The sequence below is a fragment of the Paenibacillus sp. EKM301P genome, from assembly GCF_011800295.1.
GTDB lineage: Bacteria > Bacillota > Bacilli > Paenibacillales > Paenibacillaceae > Paenibacillus > Paenibacillus polymyxa.
The window spans coordinates 1-19180 of the sequence record NZ_JAALFM010000013.1 but is presented as its reverse complement, the minus strand read 5'-3'; the positions used below and the strand labels follow the sequence as shown (position 1 = coordinate 19180).

Here is a 19180-nt window from a genome sequence, read left to right as displayed (position 1 = left end):
ATATATCATCTTCGTACGTATTTGTACAACAATTACCACTATAATATGAAGAAAATATCTAAAATCAGGTCAAAAGTCGTACTGCGTATACATCTTTACAAAAGCCTCTTAGTCCGTTATAGATCCGTGGCACTTTGGCTTCCTTAGATACCAACCCGAACACTGTAGGTCCACTGCCTGACATCAGCACGCCATCTGCTCCTAAACGGATCATGGAGTTTTTAAGATGCTCCACTTCTGGATACAGCTTTAATGTCACATCCTCCAGTACATTACCCAGGGCGTTGCATACATCGGTAAAAGAAGCGTTACGAATCGCCTGTTCCATCTGCCGGGCAGACGGGTGGTGCGTAATCTGATCCGCTTTGACACGACCATACACTTCAGCCGTCGAAACATTAATCGGCGGCTTGGCGAGAATCACCCAGCATTGTGGCGGATTCGGCAGTGGCTTGAGCAGTTCTCCGCGCCCGCTCGCTAAAGCTGTGCCCCCTGTAATGCAGAAAGGTACGTCTGAACCCAATTCAGCACCCAGTACCCTTAATTCCGCATCCGAGATACCGAGTTTCCACAGCTTGTTCAGTCCACGCAATGCTGCAGCAGCATCGCTGCTTCCGCCTGCTAATCCTGCAGCCACCGGGATATGCTTATCCAGATGGATATGGACGCCTGTAGACACGTTATAACGTTCTTTGATCAGACGCGCAGCCTGAAAAGCCAAGTTCTTTTCATCCAATGGTATGTACCCGGCTTGACTAGAAATGATAATGGTATCACGCGGTAACTCGGACATCGTCAATCGGTCGGATAGATCAACCATAGTCATGATCATTTCGACCTCGTGATAACCATCATCCCGCTTACGTAGAACATCAAGCATTAAATTAATTTTCGCCGGTGCTTTTTCATATATTTTCAAGGCGTTCACCCACCTTCAACTTTTCCCTCAAGACAGCTTAACATATTATATCAGACTCAGCCTGTCAAGTCATGAGGTTCAAAAAAGCGGAGATGCCCCGGTATGACCCCGGATATCCCCGCTTTTCATCAGCACCACCGAGAGCTACGATTTGCGAGAAGCCGCCTGCTCCGCAAGCTGAATGGCCCGCTTGACCATATTGCCCGCATCCTTGGCTTTAATGCCTCCCCAGCCTTCTTCCTTGACCGTGTCGTAAAACCCCAGATCTTTGGCTAGTTCGTACTTTAGCTCTTCCGACATAACACTCCGTCTTCTTCGGCTCATGCATACGCCTCCTTCGGCAATGGAATAAGGAAGATCATTCCCGCCTTAGTATGTGCAGAGATATCATGCTTCATCCTGCTCTGCAAATACAAAACGACCCCGCCATTAAAAATGACGAGGTCGCCGTTAAACCTGCAAAGCTGGTATAAATTACGTAAAAAAGAATTAAGGTGTTTCGAAATATTCGACTACACTTGTGTGAGAGTCGGGATCATATACACTGACCTCCACCGACTCGGTAAGAATGTCAGCATAGCTGTAGGAGACACGTTTAAACGTCTGTTGCTCCTGATCCAGCTTGACGATAAAAACAGAAGGGTACGTTTCTTCCAAGACACCAGTTCGTTCGACGGTCTTACGGCGTCCGCCGTTAGCCCGCAGCAAAATCTTTTGCCCTACATGTGCGTCGAGACTGCGTTTGATTTCCAACAGCGTATTTTTAGCCATTGCCTAACGACCACCTCTTTCCTTGTCCATTATAACGAATTTTAGAGGGATTGTCAAATCAAGCTAAATATTATAACAACACGAAAAATAAGTTGTCAATTTAATTTTTTACGAACAGGAATAATATACATAAAAAATGACAAAAAGCCTCTAAAAAGAGGCTTTTGTTCAGATAAACCCTATTAGGCACATTTGAATTTCAGATCGCTGAAGGCGTTACTTTAAGCGTTGACAAATTTTCAAGCTTCGGCAAACCGATGCGGTAGCTTCCCCTTGTTTCAATTCCACCCACTCCGCGGCTGCCACTGATGGTCTGGTGAAACAAGTCTCCCATATTGACCGTATCACGGATTGAAGTAAATGCGGCCTTGGCAGCCACGTAAACGGGGTCCAGAGCGTGAATCAAGATACGCCCTGGGGAACTGGCAAAGTTGGCTCCAGCACGTAGCAGCGCCTCAAAATGGGACTGGCACGCACCCGCTACAATTGTCAGTGAATCCAGATGACGCTCATATTGTCTCGCTACCTGAATCGCTGCCACAAAATTTTGCGAATTCTTGTAGCTTTTCAAGCTGTACAAATCATAAGGCTGCGGTTGCTTTAGCACACCATCATGTCCAGTGATGACTACAATATCAGGACGAATGCGGGGAAGCAGTCGGTATAACGTATCCGCCATTGCCGATTCGTGAACGTGATGTCCCTCTGCGGGAACACGGAGCTGTTCATATAGACTGAGACATTTCCTTAAATAGCCAGGGTCTCCATCCAGATGAAGAACCTTTCCTGGCATTTCAAAATACGTTGACTCCACCGGATCACTCCACTCTCCAATCAGAGCCGCCTGGCTACGGGCAGCTTGCTGCTGGCGTGCCCGTTGCAAAAGATTAAGAGACTCTCCGGCCTTAATGTGGGCCTGTTGAGTCTTACCGCTAACCTGGTCTGCCGGCACTCTGACCAAATCGTTCACCGGGGAATCAGCCAGTAGCCGAAATTCCGTCCCCTTAATGATCGCTTTATCCCGCTGGATGTCCTCAACGCGAAACGTGACATCACCGCCGTACGATTTCCGAACGACCAAGTCTCCTAAACTCATCACACTGTATCACCCCTCCTATATCGTATGGGTGAATGCACAGTTTGGTTCCAACTTAGGATATTCCAGCCTCTAACAGCACGGCGCTGAGACGCGCAAATTCCTCGATACTCAGCGTTTCCCCTCGACGGGAAGGCTCAATACCAGCTTGTTGCAACAGCGGCTCCAGCGTGTCCCTGTTCTCTTTAGTGAAGAAGCGGCTTTTTAGGTTATTTGAAATGGTTTTACGACGTTGAGCAAAGGCGGCATGAACCACTTCAAAGAAATGCTTCTCGTCCACCACTTCCACCGGAGGAACTTCTCGTACACGCAGCCGAATAACTGCCGAATCAACATTCGGCTGAGGAATAAATACTGTATTCGGCACCGTACAGACTAACTCAGGCTCGCTGTAATATTGCACGGCTATGCTTAAGCTGCCGTAATCCTTCGTACCAGGAGACGCAGCCATGCGCTCAGCCACCTCCTTTTGAATCATAACGACGATATTCTCCAAAGGAAGCTTGTCCTCCAGTAGACGCATCAGAATCGGTGTAGTGACGTAATACGGCAGATTAGCGACGACACTCACTTTGCTCACGTCTGCAAAATCGACTGCGAACACCTCACGCAAATCCAGCTTCAATACGTCTCCATGACGAACCTTTACGTGATCGTAAGGGGCCAGCACTTCTTCAAGAATGGGCAGCAGCCGCTGATCAATCTCGACAGCGGTAACTGCCTTAGCCGATTGCGCCAATTTTTCAGTCAAAGCTCCAATCCCCGGACCGATCTCAAGCGCACCCTTTGTATCATCCAAACCGGCAGCATTTACGATCTTGCTCAGAATATTTTGATCAATCAGAAAGTTTTGTCCCAAGCTCTTTTTGAACGAAAAACCGTGCTTTTGAATAATTTCCTTCGTACGCCGCGGTGTTGCTATATCTTGAATCCCTGTCATACGGATATCACAATCCTTCACTTTCGATTTGTGCCAGCGCACTGGCAAATTCCTCACGGCTGATCTGAAATACAGAGAGCCGCTTATGTAGCTGCTTTCCGTTACAATAGCCAATACCCAGTACATTCCCCAAGGCCATACGGCGTGCAGCAGCATTGGGATGGGTGATAAGTCCAGCATCAATCAGGTCCGCCCATTCAATCAGCGGTTCGGCACCTTCCACTGTCGTATGTACCCGCGCGAGAGCGTGTCTGATGGCTTCCGGGGAGGCATTCTCTACGCCAATATCCCCTTTGCGCGTCGCCTCTGCCTCAGGTATAAAAGCCTGCTTGCAGCCGGGTACCTTGGAGGCGATGATTTTACGGATACGCTCCCCTGCATGATCGGGATCAGTTAAAATAATGACCCCCCGCCGTTCCTGCGCCAATGCAATTTTCCGCAGCGTCATTTTATTAATGGCTGAACCGCCAGTTTCTATCGTATCTGCTTCGACAGCACGGCGAATGGCTACCGTATCATCCCTGCCTTCCACCACGATCACTTCCTTGATCATCTTCGTTTCCCTCCACTGCTACACAGCAACATATATTTATCTTTCCCTGCTTTTGAAAACAAAATAAGAAGAGGGTATCCTCTTCTTAGCATGGCATAACTATGTTGTTAATACTATCGCATTGTCCTCAACATACACAACCTGTTTTAGTTGATTTCCGGCTTTACAGGTCCGATAACATATACGGTTTTACCGTGCTTACGACCAAATTGGTTGGCCCGGCTCAAACTCTCATAATACACATCGATTTTGTGGCCTTTAATCGCGCCACCGGTATCCTCCGCACGGCGGAAGCCCACCCCTTCAATATACACCCACCACCCGATTGGAATTACATTCGGATCGACAGCGATGGTGCGTCCTTCCGTGACACGTGTGCCGGAGGCGGTACGTGTACCGATACCTGGCTCTTGTGCGGAATACGCCGTCATGGAGACGTTTTGTAAAACTTTTCTATAATTAAAATTAATACCTGCTTTACGGACAGCACTGCCCGAACTTACCTTTGTAGCCTTAACCGCATCTTTAGGGCCGATGGAAGCAGCTAGAACGACCGGTTTTTTCTTCGTTCCTACCGCAATTACCTTATCCACACGATTCTGTGCGACTTCCTTGTTGACCAGCTGTTTGGATACCAATTTTCCATCATGGTATACCTTTTGAACATGCTGGACTACCACACCCGATTTGCCACTTTGAATGACTCGATTATCGCCTTTATAGAGACTTGGATCTGCCGTTTTGATGACCTGATAAGGCACTTGTTTTTTCTGTTCGACCTGCTGTTTCTTCACACGGACGATTTTTATGTCCATGTTAGCTGAAACAGAGGCATCCAACGCAGGGTAAACTTTATCCGTTGATGATAATTTATAGCCCGAAGTGCGAATGGCACCCTCTACTGTATTTTCTGTTGTGTACAGCTTTTTCGTCTTATTGCCTGAGGATACTTTAACCTGATTGGCACGTTTAATGACTACGCGATCCCCATCCTGTACTGCCCCATTTAGCGGCATGGAAATTGTATCATGCGGCTGAAGTGAAATAGAATGCTCATTGAGCAAATCTTGGAGCTTGGATTCCCGGGTTTCTACCGCAGATGCCTTACCATCGATGACAAAAAAGACTTGTTTTTTAGATTGCGTGTACATCAGAATTGAAATCATAATCGTTAGTGCGATTAGAAAAATAGCAACCAAAGCAGCCTGGCGCACATTCTCTTGCTTCCAACGTAATACGTAAGACATGCTGGATGAGCGTGACTCATGGGTCTCCTCTTTTCGGAAAATGCCCATTTCCTCCGTCCTCCTTACATAGCCCGCCGTCTGGAGTAAGACATAGTTGATCGTTGACGTGACTATAACAGATTTTCTACAAGACAAGCCCGTACTGCGACTGTCCTGCACCATGTACCCGTCTTCGCGGCATGCTGTCCTCCCCTGTTTAACCACAGTATGATGACAGATTTTCTTTTATTCACAACAAAAAAAGCCAAAGAAAGAGACTAGAGAGCTCTTTCGTGGCTTCCAACATGTGTGAATATGCGGGAAAACTCATGCACGAGATGGCTTCTCTCTTGTTACGCTTACGGGGTTAGCTGTCGGGTTCGGACGTAGAGAGTCGCCCTAGCTTAGGTCAACCGCTCATGGCGGTCGCCTTCACATTCACCCCGAAGACCCAGAAAGAAATCGAAATACGGCTTCTCTACCTGTTCATCCCATTCGGGAAATGAATTTCGGTTGAGCCGGCTGCTGAAGAGACATTCTCTCTTGCACATACGCCGGACGTACTGTAAGCCATATCGGTTCCCCCGTTCCCTGCAAAAGGGACTCAGCGAGACTGGTTCATGAAATGATTTGTTGATGTTTACACTCAACAACAATTCACTGAAAAGATGATATCCTGTTTCCATGCATGTTGTAAAGCAGGTTTCAAGTACATTTTTTAAAATATTCGGTTAAAAAATTGTAATATTCTTGAGTTTCCTGCAACAAAATCATAATTAGCTCCGTCTATCTCTTTATTTTAATTGATTTCTTCGCTTTTTCACTGAATGTCAAATCGTTCCAAAGCATTTTGGGTCGTAATGGATACCAATTCCTCCACTGTAATTCCCTTAATTTGGGCAGCTGCCTCTGCCACCAATCTCACATGGGCCGACTCATTTCGCTTCCCGCGAAACGGATGAGGCGTCAAGTATGGCGCGTCCGTTTCAATCAGCAGACGATCCAGCGGAACCTGGGCCAGTACCTCTTTTGGCTGCTTGGCATTTTTGAACGTTATGGGCCCGCCAAAGGAAAGGTGAAAGCCCATATCAAGCACCATTTTAGCGGTCTCCCAGCTCCCAGAAAAGGAGTGCATGACTCCGCCAATCTCGCTCGCCTTTTCCTCACGTAAGATTCTCACAATATCTTCATGCGCATCCCGGTTATGGATAACAATTGGCATGTTGAGCTCACGTGCCAGACCAATTTGGTTTCGAAGCACCCGCTGCTGTACATCCTTTGGTGATGTATCCCAATAGTAATCCAGACCGATCTCTCCGATCGCTACAACCTTTTTATGACTGCATAACGATGCAATCCATTCTAAATCCCCCTCCTGCATTGTAATAGCATCCTGCGGATGCCATCCAACGGCCGCATAAATATAATCATACGTCTCAGCCAGCTTCATGGTGGATGGAATGGTTTCACGATTAAATCCGATATTGATCATCCGTGTTACTCCTGATTCGACAGCACGTGCTATAACTTCTTCACGGTCTTCGTCAAATTGTGGCGCATCCAGGTGAGTATGAGTGTCGAATAAATCCAAGGTTTTCATCTCCTTTTTTTACTTACATTTCTATATATTTGTCTATTGTTTGACAAAATAATTCCTTATTTCGGCAGGAAGCCTGTCTTTTACCCCATTCAATTTATTTTGGGGAAAATACATGTGATATTTTCCTCGGTGAATGCCACTTATTGAGCGCACAATTTCCGAAACTTCGGATATTTCCCGCACCTCGCCCTGACGTCCAAGCAGTAAAATCTGGTTGTCCGTTGAGCCGCCCTGCCGAAACACATCATAAGGAAGATCTGTTGGAAAATCAATTTCAAGATCATATTCAGGATGCAATCCAGCCTCTTTCAAAGCCTCTCGAATATGGTCAACGGTATCTGTATCCATATTTTCAATCTCTACATATTTATACAATCTACGATCCATAAAACGGCTACTCAAATCACTTAAAATTTCATCCTTTTCTCGTTTCCATTGGCCAAATACCGTCTGAATCAAAGACTCATCCAGCATCAAATACTGCTCCACTGTTAGTTCTCCTTTTAACAGATCGGGCAGCGGATCAAGCAGAAAACCAAACTCATATCCGTTTTTGAACAGTTCCTTTGCTCTCTTAAAAATTTTACGTAACAGGATTTCCGAGCTGCGTGTTACAGGATGGAAATAAATTTGCCAGTACATCTGATAGCGTGACATTAGATAATCCTCTACAGCATGCATACCCGACTCTTTTACGACAATTCTCCCATTATGAGGACGCAACAAACGTAAAATACGATCCAAATCAATCGTTCCGTAGTTAACACCTGTCGAATGAGCATCCCGCAACAAATAATCCATACGGTCAGCATCGAGCGGACTTGTTACCAGGTTGACAACAATCGGCTTATCATACGTTTTGGCTATAACCGCCGCGACTTTGTGGGGCAGCATCTCATCCACTTGCCGTAGCACAGCGTTAATCTTCGTGTCGCCCAGTACAATGCGGCATGTCCAATCCTCATGGTTCATATGAAAGGCTTCTTCAATGGAATGAGAAAATGGACCGTGCCCCACATCGTGCAACAAAGCAGCACACAGAGCAACCAGTCTTTCTTCCTTTGGCCAGTCGGGAAAGTCTCCACGTTCAAATTGGGAAATGATGCGTCTCGTAATCTCGTATACGCCCAGTGAATGTGAAAACCGGCTATGCTCCGCTCCATGAAACGTCAGATAAGATGTGCCTAACTGCCGAATGCGTCGTAAACGTTGGAACTCCGGCGTATTGATCAATCGCCATATCGCAGTATCCTGAACATGGATGTAATTATGTACCGGGTCCTTAAAAACTTTTTCTTCACTGAGTGGCTGGTGCAAGATATCAGCTCCTTTAATATTCGGAATAATGGATTAAAATACAATAAAATCCTAAACGCCCTCCCTTATTCGACATTGTTTGTCGTAATATGTCGAATTATCACTTTTCGACATTTCCAAATCGACACACAAGACAAATCATCCGTAAAATAAGGTAATTCACATGAATAAAGCTCTTTGTTCTAAATACTTTTGCATAATTAGGCTGTTACTACTTTTTTAAGGTTGACTGTTTTGGGAATCGTTGGTATAGTAAATATCAGAAAAGAGAAAATTTTGTCGAATGATGACACTTATATTATTTTAAACGGCGAGAGGAGCCTGATTTATTATGATGAAATCCACTGGTATTGTAAGAAAAGTTGACGAGCTCGGACGTGTTGTTATTCCAATCGAATTGCGCCGTACCCTGGGAATCGGAGAGAAAGACGCTTTGGAAATTTACGTTGATGGTGAGCGCATCATGCTTAAAAAATACGAGCCTGCTTGTATCTTCTGCGGCAATGCTGAGAACGTAATTTACTTCAAAGGGAAAATTGTTTGCCAAGATTGCATTTCCGAAATCCCAACACCTGTGACAAACTGAGAATTTTAGTATATAATAGACTTATCAGAGATTGTTAATTCTAACCTTTTTCATATATACTCCTTGTTGCCTTCCACGGTTTGAACCCAACCGTTGGAAGGCCCTTTTTTGTTTACACACGTACTCATAAGAGTGCGTTGTATACATCCCTCTTGGAAATTGAACGGTCTGTAGCTGTACGCTTCATAGCATCCTTGCGCGTAAGCCCCTCTGACTCGTAATGCGCGACGTGAGACTCCAAAGATAAGTCCTGCCACCATGCCTGACGCTCCTGTTCCTCTTCCTCTTCGTTTTTCCCCTCAACGACCAGACAATATTCACCAATCGGTGGATTCTCCTCTAGTTTTGCAAGACATTGCTCCACCGTTCCACGCACCCATTCCTCATGCAGCTTGGTCAGTTCACGGGCAAGTACTACGTTGCGTGATCCTAATGTTTCCTTTATTACTGTCAATGTCTTTACAATACGGTGGGGCGACTCATAAAAAAGAATCGTGCCATGGGATACCTGAAATGATTGTAACAACTTCTCTAGATCCTTTTTCTCCCTTGGTGGAAATCCAGCGAAGGTAAACCTCTCTGTATCCAGTCCTGAGGCAATTAAAGCGGATAGTGCAGCATTTGCCCCTGGGATAGGAATAACACTGATTTCTGCTTCAAGTGCCAGCTTGACCAGATCCGAACCAGGATCAGAAATGGCCGGTAGACCTGCATCGCTAACCAGTGCCAAATTTTTTCCTTCTATTATATAACGTATCAGCTCAGGCCCACTGGCAGCTTTATTATGTTCATGATAACTGAAGAGCATTTCCGGCGTGATGTCGAAATGTGTGAGCAATTTGCGTGTTTGCCTCGTATCCTCAGCAGCGATAATATTGCATGACTTTAGGGTGTTAATTGCCCTAAAGGTCATATCGTCCAGATTGCCAATCGGGGTAGCAACGAGATATAACTTTCCCCGTTCCTCTTCACGGTTACTAAAGCTTTTTTGTACAGCTGCTGTCACACTGAATCCCCCTTGCTTACTTCTCCATAGATTTCCCTTATTTCCTGAGTATAGTTCCCATCTTCCTGATATACAATGAGTGGGGGTAATAGACGAACTTCCGGTTTGCCGTCACGCATTGCTTCAACAAGTACCATATTTGCTTCCATATGAATCCGTGGGTGAACAAAACGTATCCGCTTGGGTTCTAGGCTATAACTGCGCATCAAGGATATAATCTCACCCAGTCGCTGTGGGCGATGAACCATCGATACTTTCCCCCCATTTCGGACAAGCCGAGAACATGCCTGGATGACTTCTTCCAGTGTACAGTTCACTTCATGACGAGCAATGGCCTGGTGAGGATTCAGCTTGATATCGCTACCATTTAGCGGCATATAGGGAGGATTCACGGTAATCGCATCATACACGCCATGTCCCGTGATTTGAACCAGCTCACGCAAGTCTCCTTCCCGAATCTCAATTGCAGATTCTAATCCATTCAAACTGACAGACCGTCTAGCCATATCTGCCAGGCGTGGTTGAATCTCAATTCCTTCAATAGATGCTTTGGTACGTGTCGTCAACAGTATGGGAACAACCCCATTGCCCGTACACAAATCGAGAATCTTCCCACGCTGAAGCGGAATACCAGCAAACCGTGCCAGCAAGACCGCATCCATCGAAAAGCTGAACACTTCATCACTCTGAATAATACGCAGATTGTGTGAAAGCAGATCATCAATTCGTTCAGACTTCTTTTCATTTTCGTACATAATGCTCTCCTATCCTATAACCTAAATCGCTTTTTACTCATACTTCCTTACAAAAAAGCCGTAGGCATCTTGCTCCTACGGCTTGTTTTTATTTATTCAAAAATGACAGACAGAAGAGGCAATCGCCTTCTGTTCGCAAATGTCCGTAATACACGTTGCATATATGAAATCCTTCATGATACAGCCTTGCCAGATTGTCGTAGCCTTCGCCCACGACCTCACCCGTCTCCTCTTCATTCTTAACGACGATCGGAGGAGGAAGCTTCGGCTTGCTTGCCGTCTTTTCTTCTCCAGAGGTTTCACGTTTGAGCATCTTGCGCACCTGTTCGTTTTCAATCGTTAGTCGTTGATTTTCCTCCAGCAGCTCTTTTACTGCCAGTTTCAATTCACCCAGATCGCTATGCAACTGTCCCATTTGGGTTTCCATTTCGTGAATACGCGCAAAAACATTTAATTTATCCAAGTTTCCACCCCGAAGCAACCTAATGGTTTACTTGACGACTACATCGTCCATTGGAAGTTCCTTGACCTTACTGATCTCAAACAGTTGAACATGTACCGTACGATGGCCTGCATTGACACCTACCACTTTTCCTTCTCCCAGAGAGGTGATAACCATCTTACCTACCTGAGGCAGCTCCTCTCGCATGCTCTCGTAGTTATCATGTTCAAATTTGAGACAGCACATCAATCTTCCGCACAACCCGGAAATTTTCGTCGGATTCAGCGATAAGCTCTGATCCTTCGCCATCTTAATAGATACCGGGTCAAAATCCCCCAGCCATGAGGAACAACACAGAATACGTCCGCAAGGTCCGATTCCACCAAGCATTTTAGCCTCATCCCGTACTCCGATCTGCCGCAGCTCAATTCGTGTACGAAAAATGCTGGCCAAATCCTTTACAAGCTCTCGAAAATCAACCCGACCCTCAGCCGTAAAATAAAAAATGATCTTATTGCGGTCAAATGTAAATTCCACATCTACCAGCTTCATTTTAAGGTTATGGTCTTTAATTTTATTTAAACACGTACCGAATGCATCCTTGGCCGCCAATTTATTCTCTTCTACAACAAGAGCGTCATCATCTCCGGCAATACGAATGACTTTTTTTAAGGGTAGGACAACATCGGAATCATTTACTTCTTTTTTGCCCACCACAACCTTGCCATATTCAATACCGCGAGCGGTCTCTACTATGACGCAGTTTTCTTTCTCCACTGGAAGGTCCAGCGGATCAAAATAATAAGTCTTGCCCGCCTTCTTGAAACGGACACCCACTACACTATACAAAAATTAACCCCCTTGTATGCCACTAAACCTCATTTGTAGCCGACATTGTAAGAATGGCCGCAATTGAAGTCTCACTGTCGCACAAACCGGGAACCTGGCGTCGCGGATTGTGCAGAGTGGAACAAGCGCGCCTTCCTGTTAGCCGGTGATAGAACCGCTTGTATCGGACAACCCAATCAGAAGCTGCTCCACGCATAATTGTCCGTTGACGTGAAAACGGAGCTTCTTCCTGCAATTCGCGGCCAAATCCATATAAGAGACCCATTGTTCCGTGCTGCGGGTGATTGCCAATTTGGAGACGGACTCCAAATGATCTATGAAAACAATGCTTTCGTGCCTTCCGTAACGGAAATGAAGCATATCTTTAAACCACAAATGAAACAGATGAAACAGAATATCCAGGTGTTCAGAAAGTCCAGTTTTAAAAATCTTCTGTTGAGCCAGAATAATCGACGAACTCCCCCGGCTCATGGACTCCTTCACTAATTGTAACACTACGTTTCTAATTTCTGCAAACCAATTCTGCTGGAGAATTTCTCTACATGATTCCAGTCCTGAAGCCATATGAACCACTGACCGGACAAGTCCTGCCGTATAGCCTTCCCCAATTAACACCTGCATCATCATTTCCGGCTGTAAAGCGTGGAAAGGCACCTGCTGTGTCCGCGATTGAATCGTAGGCAACAACGCCTGTCCATTCTCTGAAATGAGTATACCGACCACGGGAATCTGAGGCTCCTCCAAAAACTTAAGCAAGCTGTTAGCAGCTTGCACTGTCATGGTATCCGCCTGTCGAATGATATATACCTTCGGGTTGGAGCTTTCAGATTTGTATGAAAATATTCGTTGAAGCCCGCGAATCTGATCGATTTTAACCGTTGCTCCATCAGGCTCCACAATGTGCAAGTCCGGGTGATTCCCGTGCTCTACCTTGCGGCATGACAAGCACTCGCTACATGCATCATCCGTCTGTTTTTCACAGAATAAAGCCTTGGCAAAGGTCTGTGCCATGTTCAGCTGTCCGCTTCCCTGCGGTCCGCTAAAAACATAAGCATGGCTGACTGTATGATTCCGCAATGCACTTTGCAGCATTTTTTTGGCTACATCCTGCCCCAATATATGTTGGAAAGACATATTTCCTCACTTTCTCCACTGAAAACAACGATGAATCATCAGCAAATCATTGTTTTCCCGGGCGAGTTTGTTGATGTTGTGATGCTCTCACCCTCAAATCATGGTCCTTCAGTATAGCTGTGCCGCTATTTGCATATTACGTTTGCCCACATGTACATAGTCAAAAATAATCTGCCAGCATGATCAGCAAGCAGATTATTTCTTCGTGGCAACAGCCCGTCTATATTCATTTATAACATAAGACTGCATTAAAATGAGAGATTAATCAGCAAGCCTCTAATCTCACCGACTCCTTGCAAAAGCTCAATCTTCCCTTGCTCGGTATCGAGCAGCTCATCTGCCATTTTGAGCAATAGCTCATCCACTTCATCAATCAGCTTATAACGCTTGCTGCGTCCCCGACGATCCCATCCTTTTGTGTCCTTCATAGACACGCCTCGCCGAACTGTATCTTCCAAAAACCGTTTAACCAGCATCTTATAAGCCTTCAACTCACGAATCGTCATTGAGCGAGCAAGACGATCTCCCTGCATTTGAATTTCCTTAAAGCGCCGGTTCAATTCCTCCTTCGAAGCCTGCTCCCCATTTTGCTGCATAACATCGGAGAAGCTTTTCGGCTGAATTGGCTTGGCACTCGTTTCATTTGTAGACAATGTACTGTGTAAAGGGCGGTAGCCCGGATTTATTTTCATATAAACCTGCTTTCTCCCCGGATGCTTTCCTTTGCCTCAACGAACAGTTCAATAGAGAACTCGGGAGTCTCTTCGGCTTTCCGGGGGCTGCGCTGTAGCGCTGCCGTTTAGTGGATCTGCTTCTCATTCTCATCGTATGAGCGAGAAACAGGCATTTCCACTATCATATCGGCAAAATAGGTTCTATTGTGTAGATTCAGAAATGCTCGAAACGGTCTACAGGCATCACGAAAACTGTCGCTCCACCCACCTGCACTTCAACAGGCAACGGCAGATAAGAGTCCGTCGTCCCACTCATAGGGGTGACGGGTGTGACCAGCTGTTCACGTACCTTGCAACTGCTGCGAATGACATTCATCAACGAGTCTACCTGATTGTCATCGACACCAATCATAAATGTCGTATTACCTGCACGCAGAAATCCCCCTGTGCTGGCCAATTTGGTAGCACGGAAATTAGCTTTCACCAGTCCGCTGGATAATCTATTACTGTCCTTATCCTGTACAATCGCAATAATCAGCTTCATCCTGTATTCCTCCTTCAAGTCATATTAGAGACAGCCTTGTCCCTAGCTCAATTTTACCGTATATCCTTCGACAATTATACGCTAAAATTCTGAATAAACCGCTTTTTCAGCAAATCCTTCAATACTTGCTCTACCTGTTCAGGTGCGGGAGAGGCATCCACAATCGTAATTCGTTCCGGAAATTTGCGAGCTAGCTCCAGATAAGCCTCTCGCACCTTATGGTGAAACGATATGCTCTCCATATCTAGGCGATCCATTTCCTCTCCTCGTGACGCATTGATTCTTGCCAATCCCAACTCGGGCTCAATATCCAGATAGAACGTGGCATCCGGCTCCCAATCATCCACCGCAAAGCGATTAATCGAAGCTACCTCTTCAATGCCAATCCCTCTTGCAAACCCTTGATAGACCAGGCTACTGTCCACAAAACGGTCACACAATACGATAGCTCCTTGTTCAATAGCCGGCTTTACCTTCTCCACCAAATGCTGGCGCCGCGCCGCCGCATATAAAAGCGCCTCTGTTCGGGCATCCATACTGGTATGAGCAGGGTCCAGAATGATAGAACGAATCTTTTCCGAAATTTCAATGCCGCCCGGTTCCCTCGTCGTGACGACTGGATGGCCTTCTTCCTCCATATACTTCGCCAGTCGTTGGATCATGGTTGTTTTACCGGAGCCGTCTCCCCCCTCCAGCGTAATAAAAATGCCTTTGCGATTCATGTTATTCCCTGCTTTCCTGCCTGAAAAATAAAAGTCATCCACAGGCTGCGTATGCTTCTTTTATCCAGTCTTCTGTATTTGTTAATTCTCTAGTATCTAATCTTTATTGTAAACGGAATACCCGAATCGTAAGCATACTTTCATCTGCTATCCCTTGCCATTTAGCTCCCAGCTCACGTAGGCGAATCATCCGTAGAGCAATCGCTTCTGTGATCATTTCCCCTGCATATAGTAGCGGGATACCTGGAGGATACGGAATAATCATTTCAGCAGCTATCCTGCCAGCTGATTCCTCCACAGGCACGATCTCCATCTGATCTGGATTAATCGGTTGAAGCCCAAACTGCACCGGACTGGAGTAAGCCTTCATTCCCTCATTGTTCCACGTGGAAAAATCCAATTCTAGTCTCTGCTGCTCTATCCCCGCTAACTCCGGCTTATCAGCCGTCCACTTAAACCTTATATCATTATTTATATGCACAAGAGCCTGCAACAGGTGACTCGCATCCCTAGCTGTAGAGCCTAACGTAAACAATAAGACCACATGCTTCTCATCGCTCATCTCTGGGATACACCGGTAAGTCTCCAACTCACGTTTTAACCCAAAGCCATCTAGTACACCCCATGTATCATATAGCACCATTTTAAAAGGGTCCTGAGTTGAGTAACCATCACTTCTCTTCTCGTCCCTTTCCAGGGCCTCAGAGATCCCCTTCTGAGCGCCACACTCTTCACTTACCTGCTGTGTAGGTTCTACCAAGCGAAAGCGTGGGAGCTGCGTCAGCCCCTTCCTAAAGGCGTCTGCTGCTGCTAGGCCCTCTGTAAAGGCATCCGTGCCATAAGCATCGATATACCATCTTGCCAAATCGAGCGAGGCCATTAATGGATACGAAGGGCTGGAGCTTTGCACCATAGCCAACCGCTGACGGAGCAGTTCCCGATGAATTCTCCGTCCTTGCACATGTAACATGGCTCCCATGGTCATAGCTGGAAGCATCTTATGTGTCGATTGGACAACTATATCAGCACCACAGGAAAGAGCAGAGACTGGCAAACGAGGATGCAGTCCATAATGAGCACCATGTGCCTCATCTACCATCAACGGCACATCGGCTGCATGACAAGCTTTAGCTGTAGCAGTCAGATCATGCCCCATCCCATAATAGTTAGGGAGCGTAAGTAATACTCCTTTAGCCAATGGATAGGCCTTGAGAGCAGCCTTTATCGTGTCTGTCGATGGAGCAACCGCCAGCCCGCTTAGTGTATCTATTTCCGGATCTAGAAATACGGCCTTGGCTCCCGATAACATGAGACCGTTCAGAACAGATTTGTGTACATTTCTCTGTACCAGTAGTACATCTCCCGGCTTCGTACATACGGTCAAAATCATGGCCAAATTACCGACCGTGCTGCCTCCAATAAGCCAAAAGCTCTCTTCTGCACCAAAGCACTTCGCAGCCAGCTCCTGACCTTCACGAATCACGTCTTCTGGGTGATGCAAATCATCCAGTCCGGTAATTTCAGTCGCATCAATAGACATCACCTCTTGCAACAGAGATGCCATTTCCTCATACCTATAGACTTGCCCGTTTTTATGACCGGGTACATGAAAAGAAGCGTTTCCCTGAGACCTGTAACGTATTAGAGCTTCCACTAATGGTGCATGAACCGCCTTTTTCCCCATCATTCTGCAATCCTTCCAAACAAAGCTTTATATCTACCCTATTTTATCGTAAAATCAAGCGGAATCCTACTTTTACTCATAGAAAAAAAGGCCCGTATCGACAGACCTTGGAATGCCCATCCTTCAAACGCTAGCTAGCGAAGGATATTATGCATTTTTCTGAACCCAAATTTGCTTTAGTTGATCAATAAAAAAATGATATTTGGCGTCAGTTGCATCCGTGTGCACCATTTCGGCTTCACACGCATCACAGATAAACTCGGAAACGATAAAAATGCCTTCATGTTTGTGTTGTCCGCATATGATGCAGCGGTGGTCACCTTGATCATGCATATCCATCCCACCTTGTTTCTTTTACTATTAGTATGGGTCACTTTCTAGTATTTTAAACCTTTTCATAGCCCAATTCGACGATATACTCTATATATATTCCCCTTGGGCTATTATGGTGTTTGTACCCCGTATGTTTAAAAAAACAGCCGCATGTGCCGATATAATAAGAAAAGCTTCTATGTATGGATGCCCTTTCATTGAAGCCTTTGCACACTTCATCAGTGAGAGCTTTTCCTGTAATTATAGAATAGGTTAGCTAACGCTAGATGTCCTTGCTCTATACTATTACAAAAAAATAATTGATGCTTATTAAAGCCGCATGAGCGAAGTACCGTCCCTTTTTCCGGCTGTGGACGGGAAGCCACTTGTGATGCAGTAGATTAATGAAAGGACTGTTCGCATGACAGAGGAAACCGGAACCAAAGCTACCTACTATCACTACAAGCTCATCAAAAAAATCAATATACCACGTCAGCTGATATGGAGTCACCTCACACTGCCTGTTATTATGCTTCTCTTTCTGCTTCTAGCCTTCTCCTGGACTAGTGTATTTTTGTTTGCTCTTGCCCTTTTCCTAACCTTATGGGTACACTTCGTAATCTCGCGATCTGTCCTATACATAGGTGGTGGGACAGCCTTCCGCAAACGCTGGGCGTTCCATCGCAGGTTGCCTTGGCTAGGCTATATGACAGACCAATACATAGGCTATAGGATTTTTCGTCGTGTGCACATACATACACTCTGGATTGGTATCTGCTTTTCAGCCGTATTCATTCTCTGGTCTCCGCCAGCCTTTACCGTATCCTTACTCTTCTGGCACCTATGGCTCATTGCACCGCGTTTATACGTCTTGAGTCGGCTTATAGGCGAAAGAAAAGACGGCATGTTGAAGTTCACCGATGAAGAAGCCTCCTACTATCAACAGTAAATCAATTCACTTCCCATCTGTACAGATCGAAACTTCAATTAATACATCCCCAACGCTCCAGCCTTAAAACAATAAAAAAGAGCAACCCGGGTCGGGTTGCTCCTTTTTTATAATTTAGCAATTATATTCCCTTAGTTCTCTCATTAAATAACTTTACCCACATAGGATTTACCCACATTATCTATGTCATAAAAGTAGTAAACCGATCTATACACAAATATACAAAAGGAAGTCACTTTCTACACAACGGCAGTTTCAAGTGCTTCCCCATCTCATCATTCATCATTATACGCTCAGCAACCAATACGCTATGAGTTAATTATGACCTTACAATACATCTTGTGTTGCATGCTTGAGTGAAAATCGCACTCTTAATTAAGGTCTACACTTTTACTCTTCACAGTAGCTTTTCTGTCTTTTGGAACCAATACGGTAAAAGAACCATCATGCACAGACAAATGCACCATGTGTTTATTTTTCTGGAACACCTTTTGATTCGAGGTAGATAAATTCGGTTCCTCAGTCCAGCCCCAGGCTGCAATCTCCTCCAGATAAGGAGCAGGTAGGCTATCGCTTTCCTTCAACGCTGGCAGTGCATAGCGTACATAGTCCATGTCCGAATTGCTACTGGCCCGATCAGTTTTACTAGCTTCTTTGGGAACTGGAAACGTCTTCTCGTTAGCAGCACCCTCAAACGATGTCCAAGAAGGCTCCTCTTCCACGCACCCGGTAAGAATCGCGACAGCGACACTGAATAGCACCAATAGAGCAAGCCATTTATTTCGCCGCATGATCTTCCCTCCTTACCAGCCTGATTGACTATACAAAATCCTATAATGAAGTTTGCATAATTCTGCAATATAGCAGCGTATGTGTATGGGATTCAATACCTATATTATACAGGGTTTGCTCTTACATTCCGTAACAAAAATGTTACCTTCCTTTTGTAAGGATATTTCTAAATTACATCTATATGCAAAAAAGAGGACCATAATCTCAATAAGATCATGGTCCTCTTTACTTGTTGCTTGGCAACGTCCTACTCTCCCAGGACCCTGCGGTCCAAGTACCATCGGCGCTGGAGGGCTTAACGGTCGTGTT

22 protein-coding genes, 1 rRNA gene and 1 riboswitch are annotated in these 19180 nt (G+C 45.5%); of the genes, 2 read left to right on the top strand and 21 right to left on the bottom strand.

The genetic code is table 11. The features are described 5' to 3' along the window. Positions 1 to 64: 64 nt before the first annotated feature. From ispE to HFD99_RS21530, 9 genes are all read right to left on the bottom strand, one after another. On the bottom strand, positions 65 to 919 hold the full coding sequence (gene ispE, locus HFD99_RS21570) for a 4-(cytidine 5'-diphospho)-2-C-methyl-D-erythritol kinase (RefSeq protein WP_025676573.1): 855 nt from the start codon (positions 917 to 919) through the stop codon (positions 65 to 67). A 144-nt stretch (positions 920 to 1063) separates the two neighbouring features. Then, positions 1064 to 1243, bottom strand: a complete 180-nt coding sequence (locus tag HFD99_RS21565) for a small, acid-soluble spore protein, alpha/beta type (RefSeq protein WP_007428013.1) — start codon at positions 1241 to 1243, stop codon at positions 1064 to 1066. Positions 1244 to 1408: 165 nt separating this feature from the next. Further along, positions 1409 to 1690, bottom strand: a complete 282-nt coding sequence (gene veg, locus HFD99_RS21560) for a biofilm formation stimulator Veg (RefSeq protein WP_013308120.1) — start codon at positions 1688 to 1690, stop codon at positions 1409 to 1411. 199 nt (positions 1691 to 1889) lie between these two features. Next, a complete protein-coding gene (gene yabG, locus HFD99_RS21555) occupies positions 1890 to 2786 on the bottom strand; it encodes a sporulation peptidase YabG (RefSeq protein ID WP_025363644.1) in 897 nt (298 codons plus the stop codon). 55 nt (positions 2787 to 2841) lie between these two features. Continuing rightward, positions 2842 to 3726, bottom strand: coding sequence for a 16S rRNA (adenine(1518)-N(6)/adenine(1519)-N(6))-dimethyltransferase RsmA (rsmA, locus tag HFD99_RS21550; protein WP_025363643.1), 885 nt, complete (start codon positions 3724 to 3726; stop codon positions 2842 to 2844). A gap of 7 nt (positions 3727 to 3733) precedes the next feature. Continuing rightward, positions 3734 to 4279 (bottom strand): ribonuclease M5, encoded by a 546-nt coding sequence (gene rnmV, locus HFD99_RS21545; protein WP_016818923.1) that lies wholly within the window; start codon positions 4277 to 4279, stop codon positions 3734 to 3736. Positions 4280 to 4425: 146 nt separating this feature from the next. Continuing rightward, a complete protein-coding gene (locus HFD99_RS21540) occupies positions 4426 to 5574 on the bottom strand; it encodes a 3D domain-containing protein (RefSeq protein WP_123796606.1) in 1149 nt (382 codons plus the stop codon). A gap of 271 nt (positions 5575 to 5845) precedes the next feature. Beyond that, positions 5846 to 6125: riboswitch (cyclic di-AMP (ydaO/yuaA leader) on the bottom strand. Between the two features lie 200 nt (positions 6126 to 6325). Continuing rightward, on the bottom strand, positions 6326 to 7096 hold the full coding sequence (locus tag HFD99_RS21535; RefSeq protein WP_123796605.1) for a TatD family hydrolase: 771 nt from the start codon (positions 7094 to 7096) through the stop codon (positions 6326 to 6328). Between the two features lie 42 nt (positions 7097 to 7138). Beyond that, positions 7139 to 8422, bottom strand: a complete 1284-nt coding sequence (locus HFD99_RS21530; RefSeq protein ID WP_123796604.1) for an HD domain-containing protein — start codon at positions 8420 to 8422, stop codon at positions 7139 to 7141. A 331-nt stretch (positions 8423 to 8753) separates the two neighbouring features. On the opposite strand from HFD99_RS21530, the gene HFD99_RS21525 reads away from it, so the two are divergent. Continuing rightward, entirely contained in the window at positions 8754 to 9008 is a 255-nt protein-coding gene (locus HFD99_RS21525; RefSeq protein ID WP_007428005.1) for an AbrB/MazE/SpoVT family DNA-binding domain-containing protein, read from the top strand. Positions 9009 to 9132: 124 nt separating this feature from the next. On the opposite strand, the gene rsmI is transcribed toward HFD99_RS21525, so the two are convergent. From rsmI to HFD99_RS21475, 10 genes are all read right to left on the bottom strand, one after another. Further along, entirely contained in the window at positions 9133 to 10014 is an 882-nt protein-coding gene (gene rsmI / locus HFD99_RS21520) for a 16S rRNA (cytidine(1402)-2'-O)-methyltransferase (protein WP_016818927.1), read from the bottom strand. Beyond that, the gene (locus tag HFD99_RS21515) at positions 10011 to 10769 is read right to left on the bottom strand and encodes a tRNA1(Val) (adenine(37)-N6)-methyltransferase (RefSeq protein WP_016818928.1); all 759 of its coding nucleotides are present in this window, start codon (positions 10767 to 10769) and stop codon (positions 10011 to 10013) included. Before HFD99_RS21515 ends, rsmI begins: the two co-directional genes overlap by 4 nt. An 88-nt stretch (positions 10770 to 10857) precedes the next feature. Then, entirely contained in the window at positions 10858 to 11232 is a 375-nt protein-coding gene (gene yabA / locus HFD99_RS21510; protein WP_016818929.1) for a DNA replication initiation control protein YabA, read from the bottom strand. A gap of 27 nt (positions 11233 to 11259) precedes the next feature. Beyond that, positions 11260 to 12060 (bottom strand): PSP1 domain-containing protein, encoded by an 801-nt coding sequence (locus tag HFD99_RS21505; RefSeq protein WP_013368662.1) that lies wholly within the window; start codon positions 12058 to 12060, stop codon positions 11260 to 11262. A gap of 138 nt (positions 12061 to 12198) precedes the next feature. Beyond that, positions 12199 to 13194 carry a DNA polymerase III subunit delta' gene (holB, locus tag HFD99_RS21500; protein ID WP_123796603.1) on the bottom strand — a complete coding sequence of 332 codons (996 nt, stop codon included), beginning with the start codon at positions 13192 to 13194 and terminating at the stop codon, positions 12199 to 12201. A gap of 248 nt (positions 13195 to 13442) precedes the next feature. Beyond that, positions 13443 to 13886, bottom strand: a complete 444-nt coding sequence (locus tag HFD99_RS21495) for a YaaR family protein (RefSeq protein ID WP_013368659.1) — start codon at positions 13884 to 13886, stop codon at positions 13443 to 13445. 196 nt (positions 13887 to 14082) lie between these two features. Continuing rightward, a complete protein-coding gene (locus HFD99_RS21490) occupies positions 14083 to 14412 on the bottom strand; it encodes a cyclic-di-AMP receptor (RefSeq protein WP_007427998.1) in 330 nt (109 codons plus the stop codon). Positions 14413 to 14486: 74 nt separating this feature from the next. Beyond that, entirely contained in the window at positions 14487 to 15134 is a 648-nt protein-coding gene (tmk, locus tag HFD99_RS21485) for a dTMP kinase (RefSeq protein ID WP_013368658.1), read from the bottom strand. A gap of 103 nt (positions 15135 to 15237) precedes the next feature. Then, on the bottom strand, positions 15238 to 16821 hold the full coding sequence (locus tag HFD99_RS21480; protein WP_123796602.1) for an aminotransferase class I/II-fold pyridoxal phosphate-dependent enzyme: 1584 nt from the start codon (positions 16819 to 16821) through the stop codon (positions 15238 to 15240). 144 nt (positions 16822 to 16965) lie between these two features. Then, positions 16966 to 17151, bottom strand: a complete 186-nt coding sequence (locus HFD99_RS21475; RefSeq protein ID WP_016818933.1) for a sigma factor G inhibitor Gin — start codon at positions 17149 to 17151, stop codon at positions 16966 to 16968. Between the two features lie 400 nt (positions 17152 to 17551). Here HFD99_RS21475 and HFD99_RS21470 point away from each other — a divergent pair, with 400 nt between their 5' ends. Continuing rightward, complete coding sequence (locus HFD99_RS21470) at positions 17552 to 18079, top strand: hypothetical protein (RefSeq protein ID WP_016818935.1); 528 nt, start codon at positions 17552 to 17554, stop codon at positions 18077 to 18079. Positions 18080 to 18450: 371 nt separating this feature from the next. Here HFD99_RS21470 and HFD99_RS21465 read toward each other — a convergent pair whose 3' ends face one another. Together HFD99_RS21465 and rrf are read right to left on the bottom strand one after the other, a co-directional pair. Beyond that, a complete protein-coding gene (locus HFD99_RS21465) occupies positions 18451 to 18870 on the bottom strand; it encodes a hypothetical protein (protein ID WP_013368653.1) in 420 nt (139 codons plus the stop codon). A 235-nt stretch (positions 18871 to 19105) separates the two neighbouring features. Further along, a 5S ribosomal RNA gene (gene rrf, locus HFD99_RS26100) occupies positions 19106 to 19180 on the bottom strand; the annotation flags it as partial.

Excerpts from the sequence above, each read along its gene's own strand:
- tmk (WP_013368658.1), bottom strand. The coding sequence starts at position 15,134 with ATGAATCGCAAAGGCATTTTTATTACGCTGGAGGGGGGAGACGGCTCC.
- HFD99_RS21470 (WP_016818935.1), top strand. The coding sequence starts at position 17,552 with ATGACAGAGGAAACCGGAACCAAAGCTACCTACTATCACTACAAGCTC.
- HFD99_RS21515 (WP_016818928.1), bottom strand. The coding sequence starts at position 10,769 with ATGTACGAAAATGAAAAGAAGTCTGAACGAATTGATGATCTGCTTTCA.
- HFD99_RS21475 (WP_016818933.1), bottom strand. The coding sequence starts at position 17,151 with ATGCATGATCAAGGTGACCACCGCTGCATCATATGCGGACAACACAAA.
- HFD99_RS21480 (WP_123796602.1), bottom strand. The coding sequence starts at position 16,821 with ATGATGGGGAAAAAGGCGGTTCATGCACCATTAGTGGAAGCTCTAATA.
- HFD99_RS21495 (WP_013368659.1), bottom strand. The coding sequence starts at position 13,886 with ATGAAAATAAATCCGGGCTACCGCCCTTTACACAGTACATTGTCTACA.
- holB (WP_123796603.1), bottom strand. The coding sequence starts at position 13,194 with ATGTCTTTCCAACATATATTGGGGCAGGATGTAGCCAAAAAAATGCTG.
- rnmV (WP_016818923.1), bottom strand. The coding sequence starts at position 4,279 with ATGATCAAGGAAGTGATCGTGGTGGAAGGCAGGGATGATACGGTAGCC.
- rsmA (WP_025363643.1), bottom strand. The coding sequence starts at position 3,726 with ATGACAGGGATTCAAGATATAGCAACACCGCGGCGTACGAAGGAAATT.
- HFD99_RS21490 (WP_007427998.1), bottom strand. The coding sequence starts at position 14,412 with ATGAAGCTGATTATTGCGATTGTACAGGATAAGGACAGTAATAGATTA.
- HFD99_RS21565 (WP_007428013.1), bottom strand. The coding sequence starts at position 1,243 with ATGAGCCGAAGAAGACGGAGTGTTATGTCGGAAGAGCTAAAGTACGAA.
- HFD99_RS21540 (WP_123796606.1), bottom strand. The coding sequence starts at position 5,574 with ATGGGCATTTTCCGAAAAGAGGAGACCCATGAGTCACGCTCATCCAGC.
- veg (WP_013308120.1), bottom strand. The coding sequence starts at position 1,690 with ATGGCTAAAAATACGCTGTTGGAAATCAAACGCAGTCTCGACGCACAT.
- yabG (WP_025363644.1), bottom strand. The coding sequence starts at position 2,786 with ATGAGTTTAGGAGACTTGGTCGTTCGGAAATCGTACGGCGGTGATGTC.
- HFD99_RS21465 (WP_013368653.1), bottom strand. The coding sequence starts at position 18,870 with ATGCGGCGAAATAAATGGCTTGCTCTATTGGTGCTATTCAGTGTCGCT.
- HFD99_RS21525 (WP_007428005.1), top strand. The coding sequence starts at position 8,754 with ATGATGAAATCCACTGGTATTGTAAGAAAAGTTGACGAGCTCGGACGT.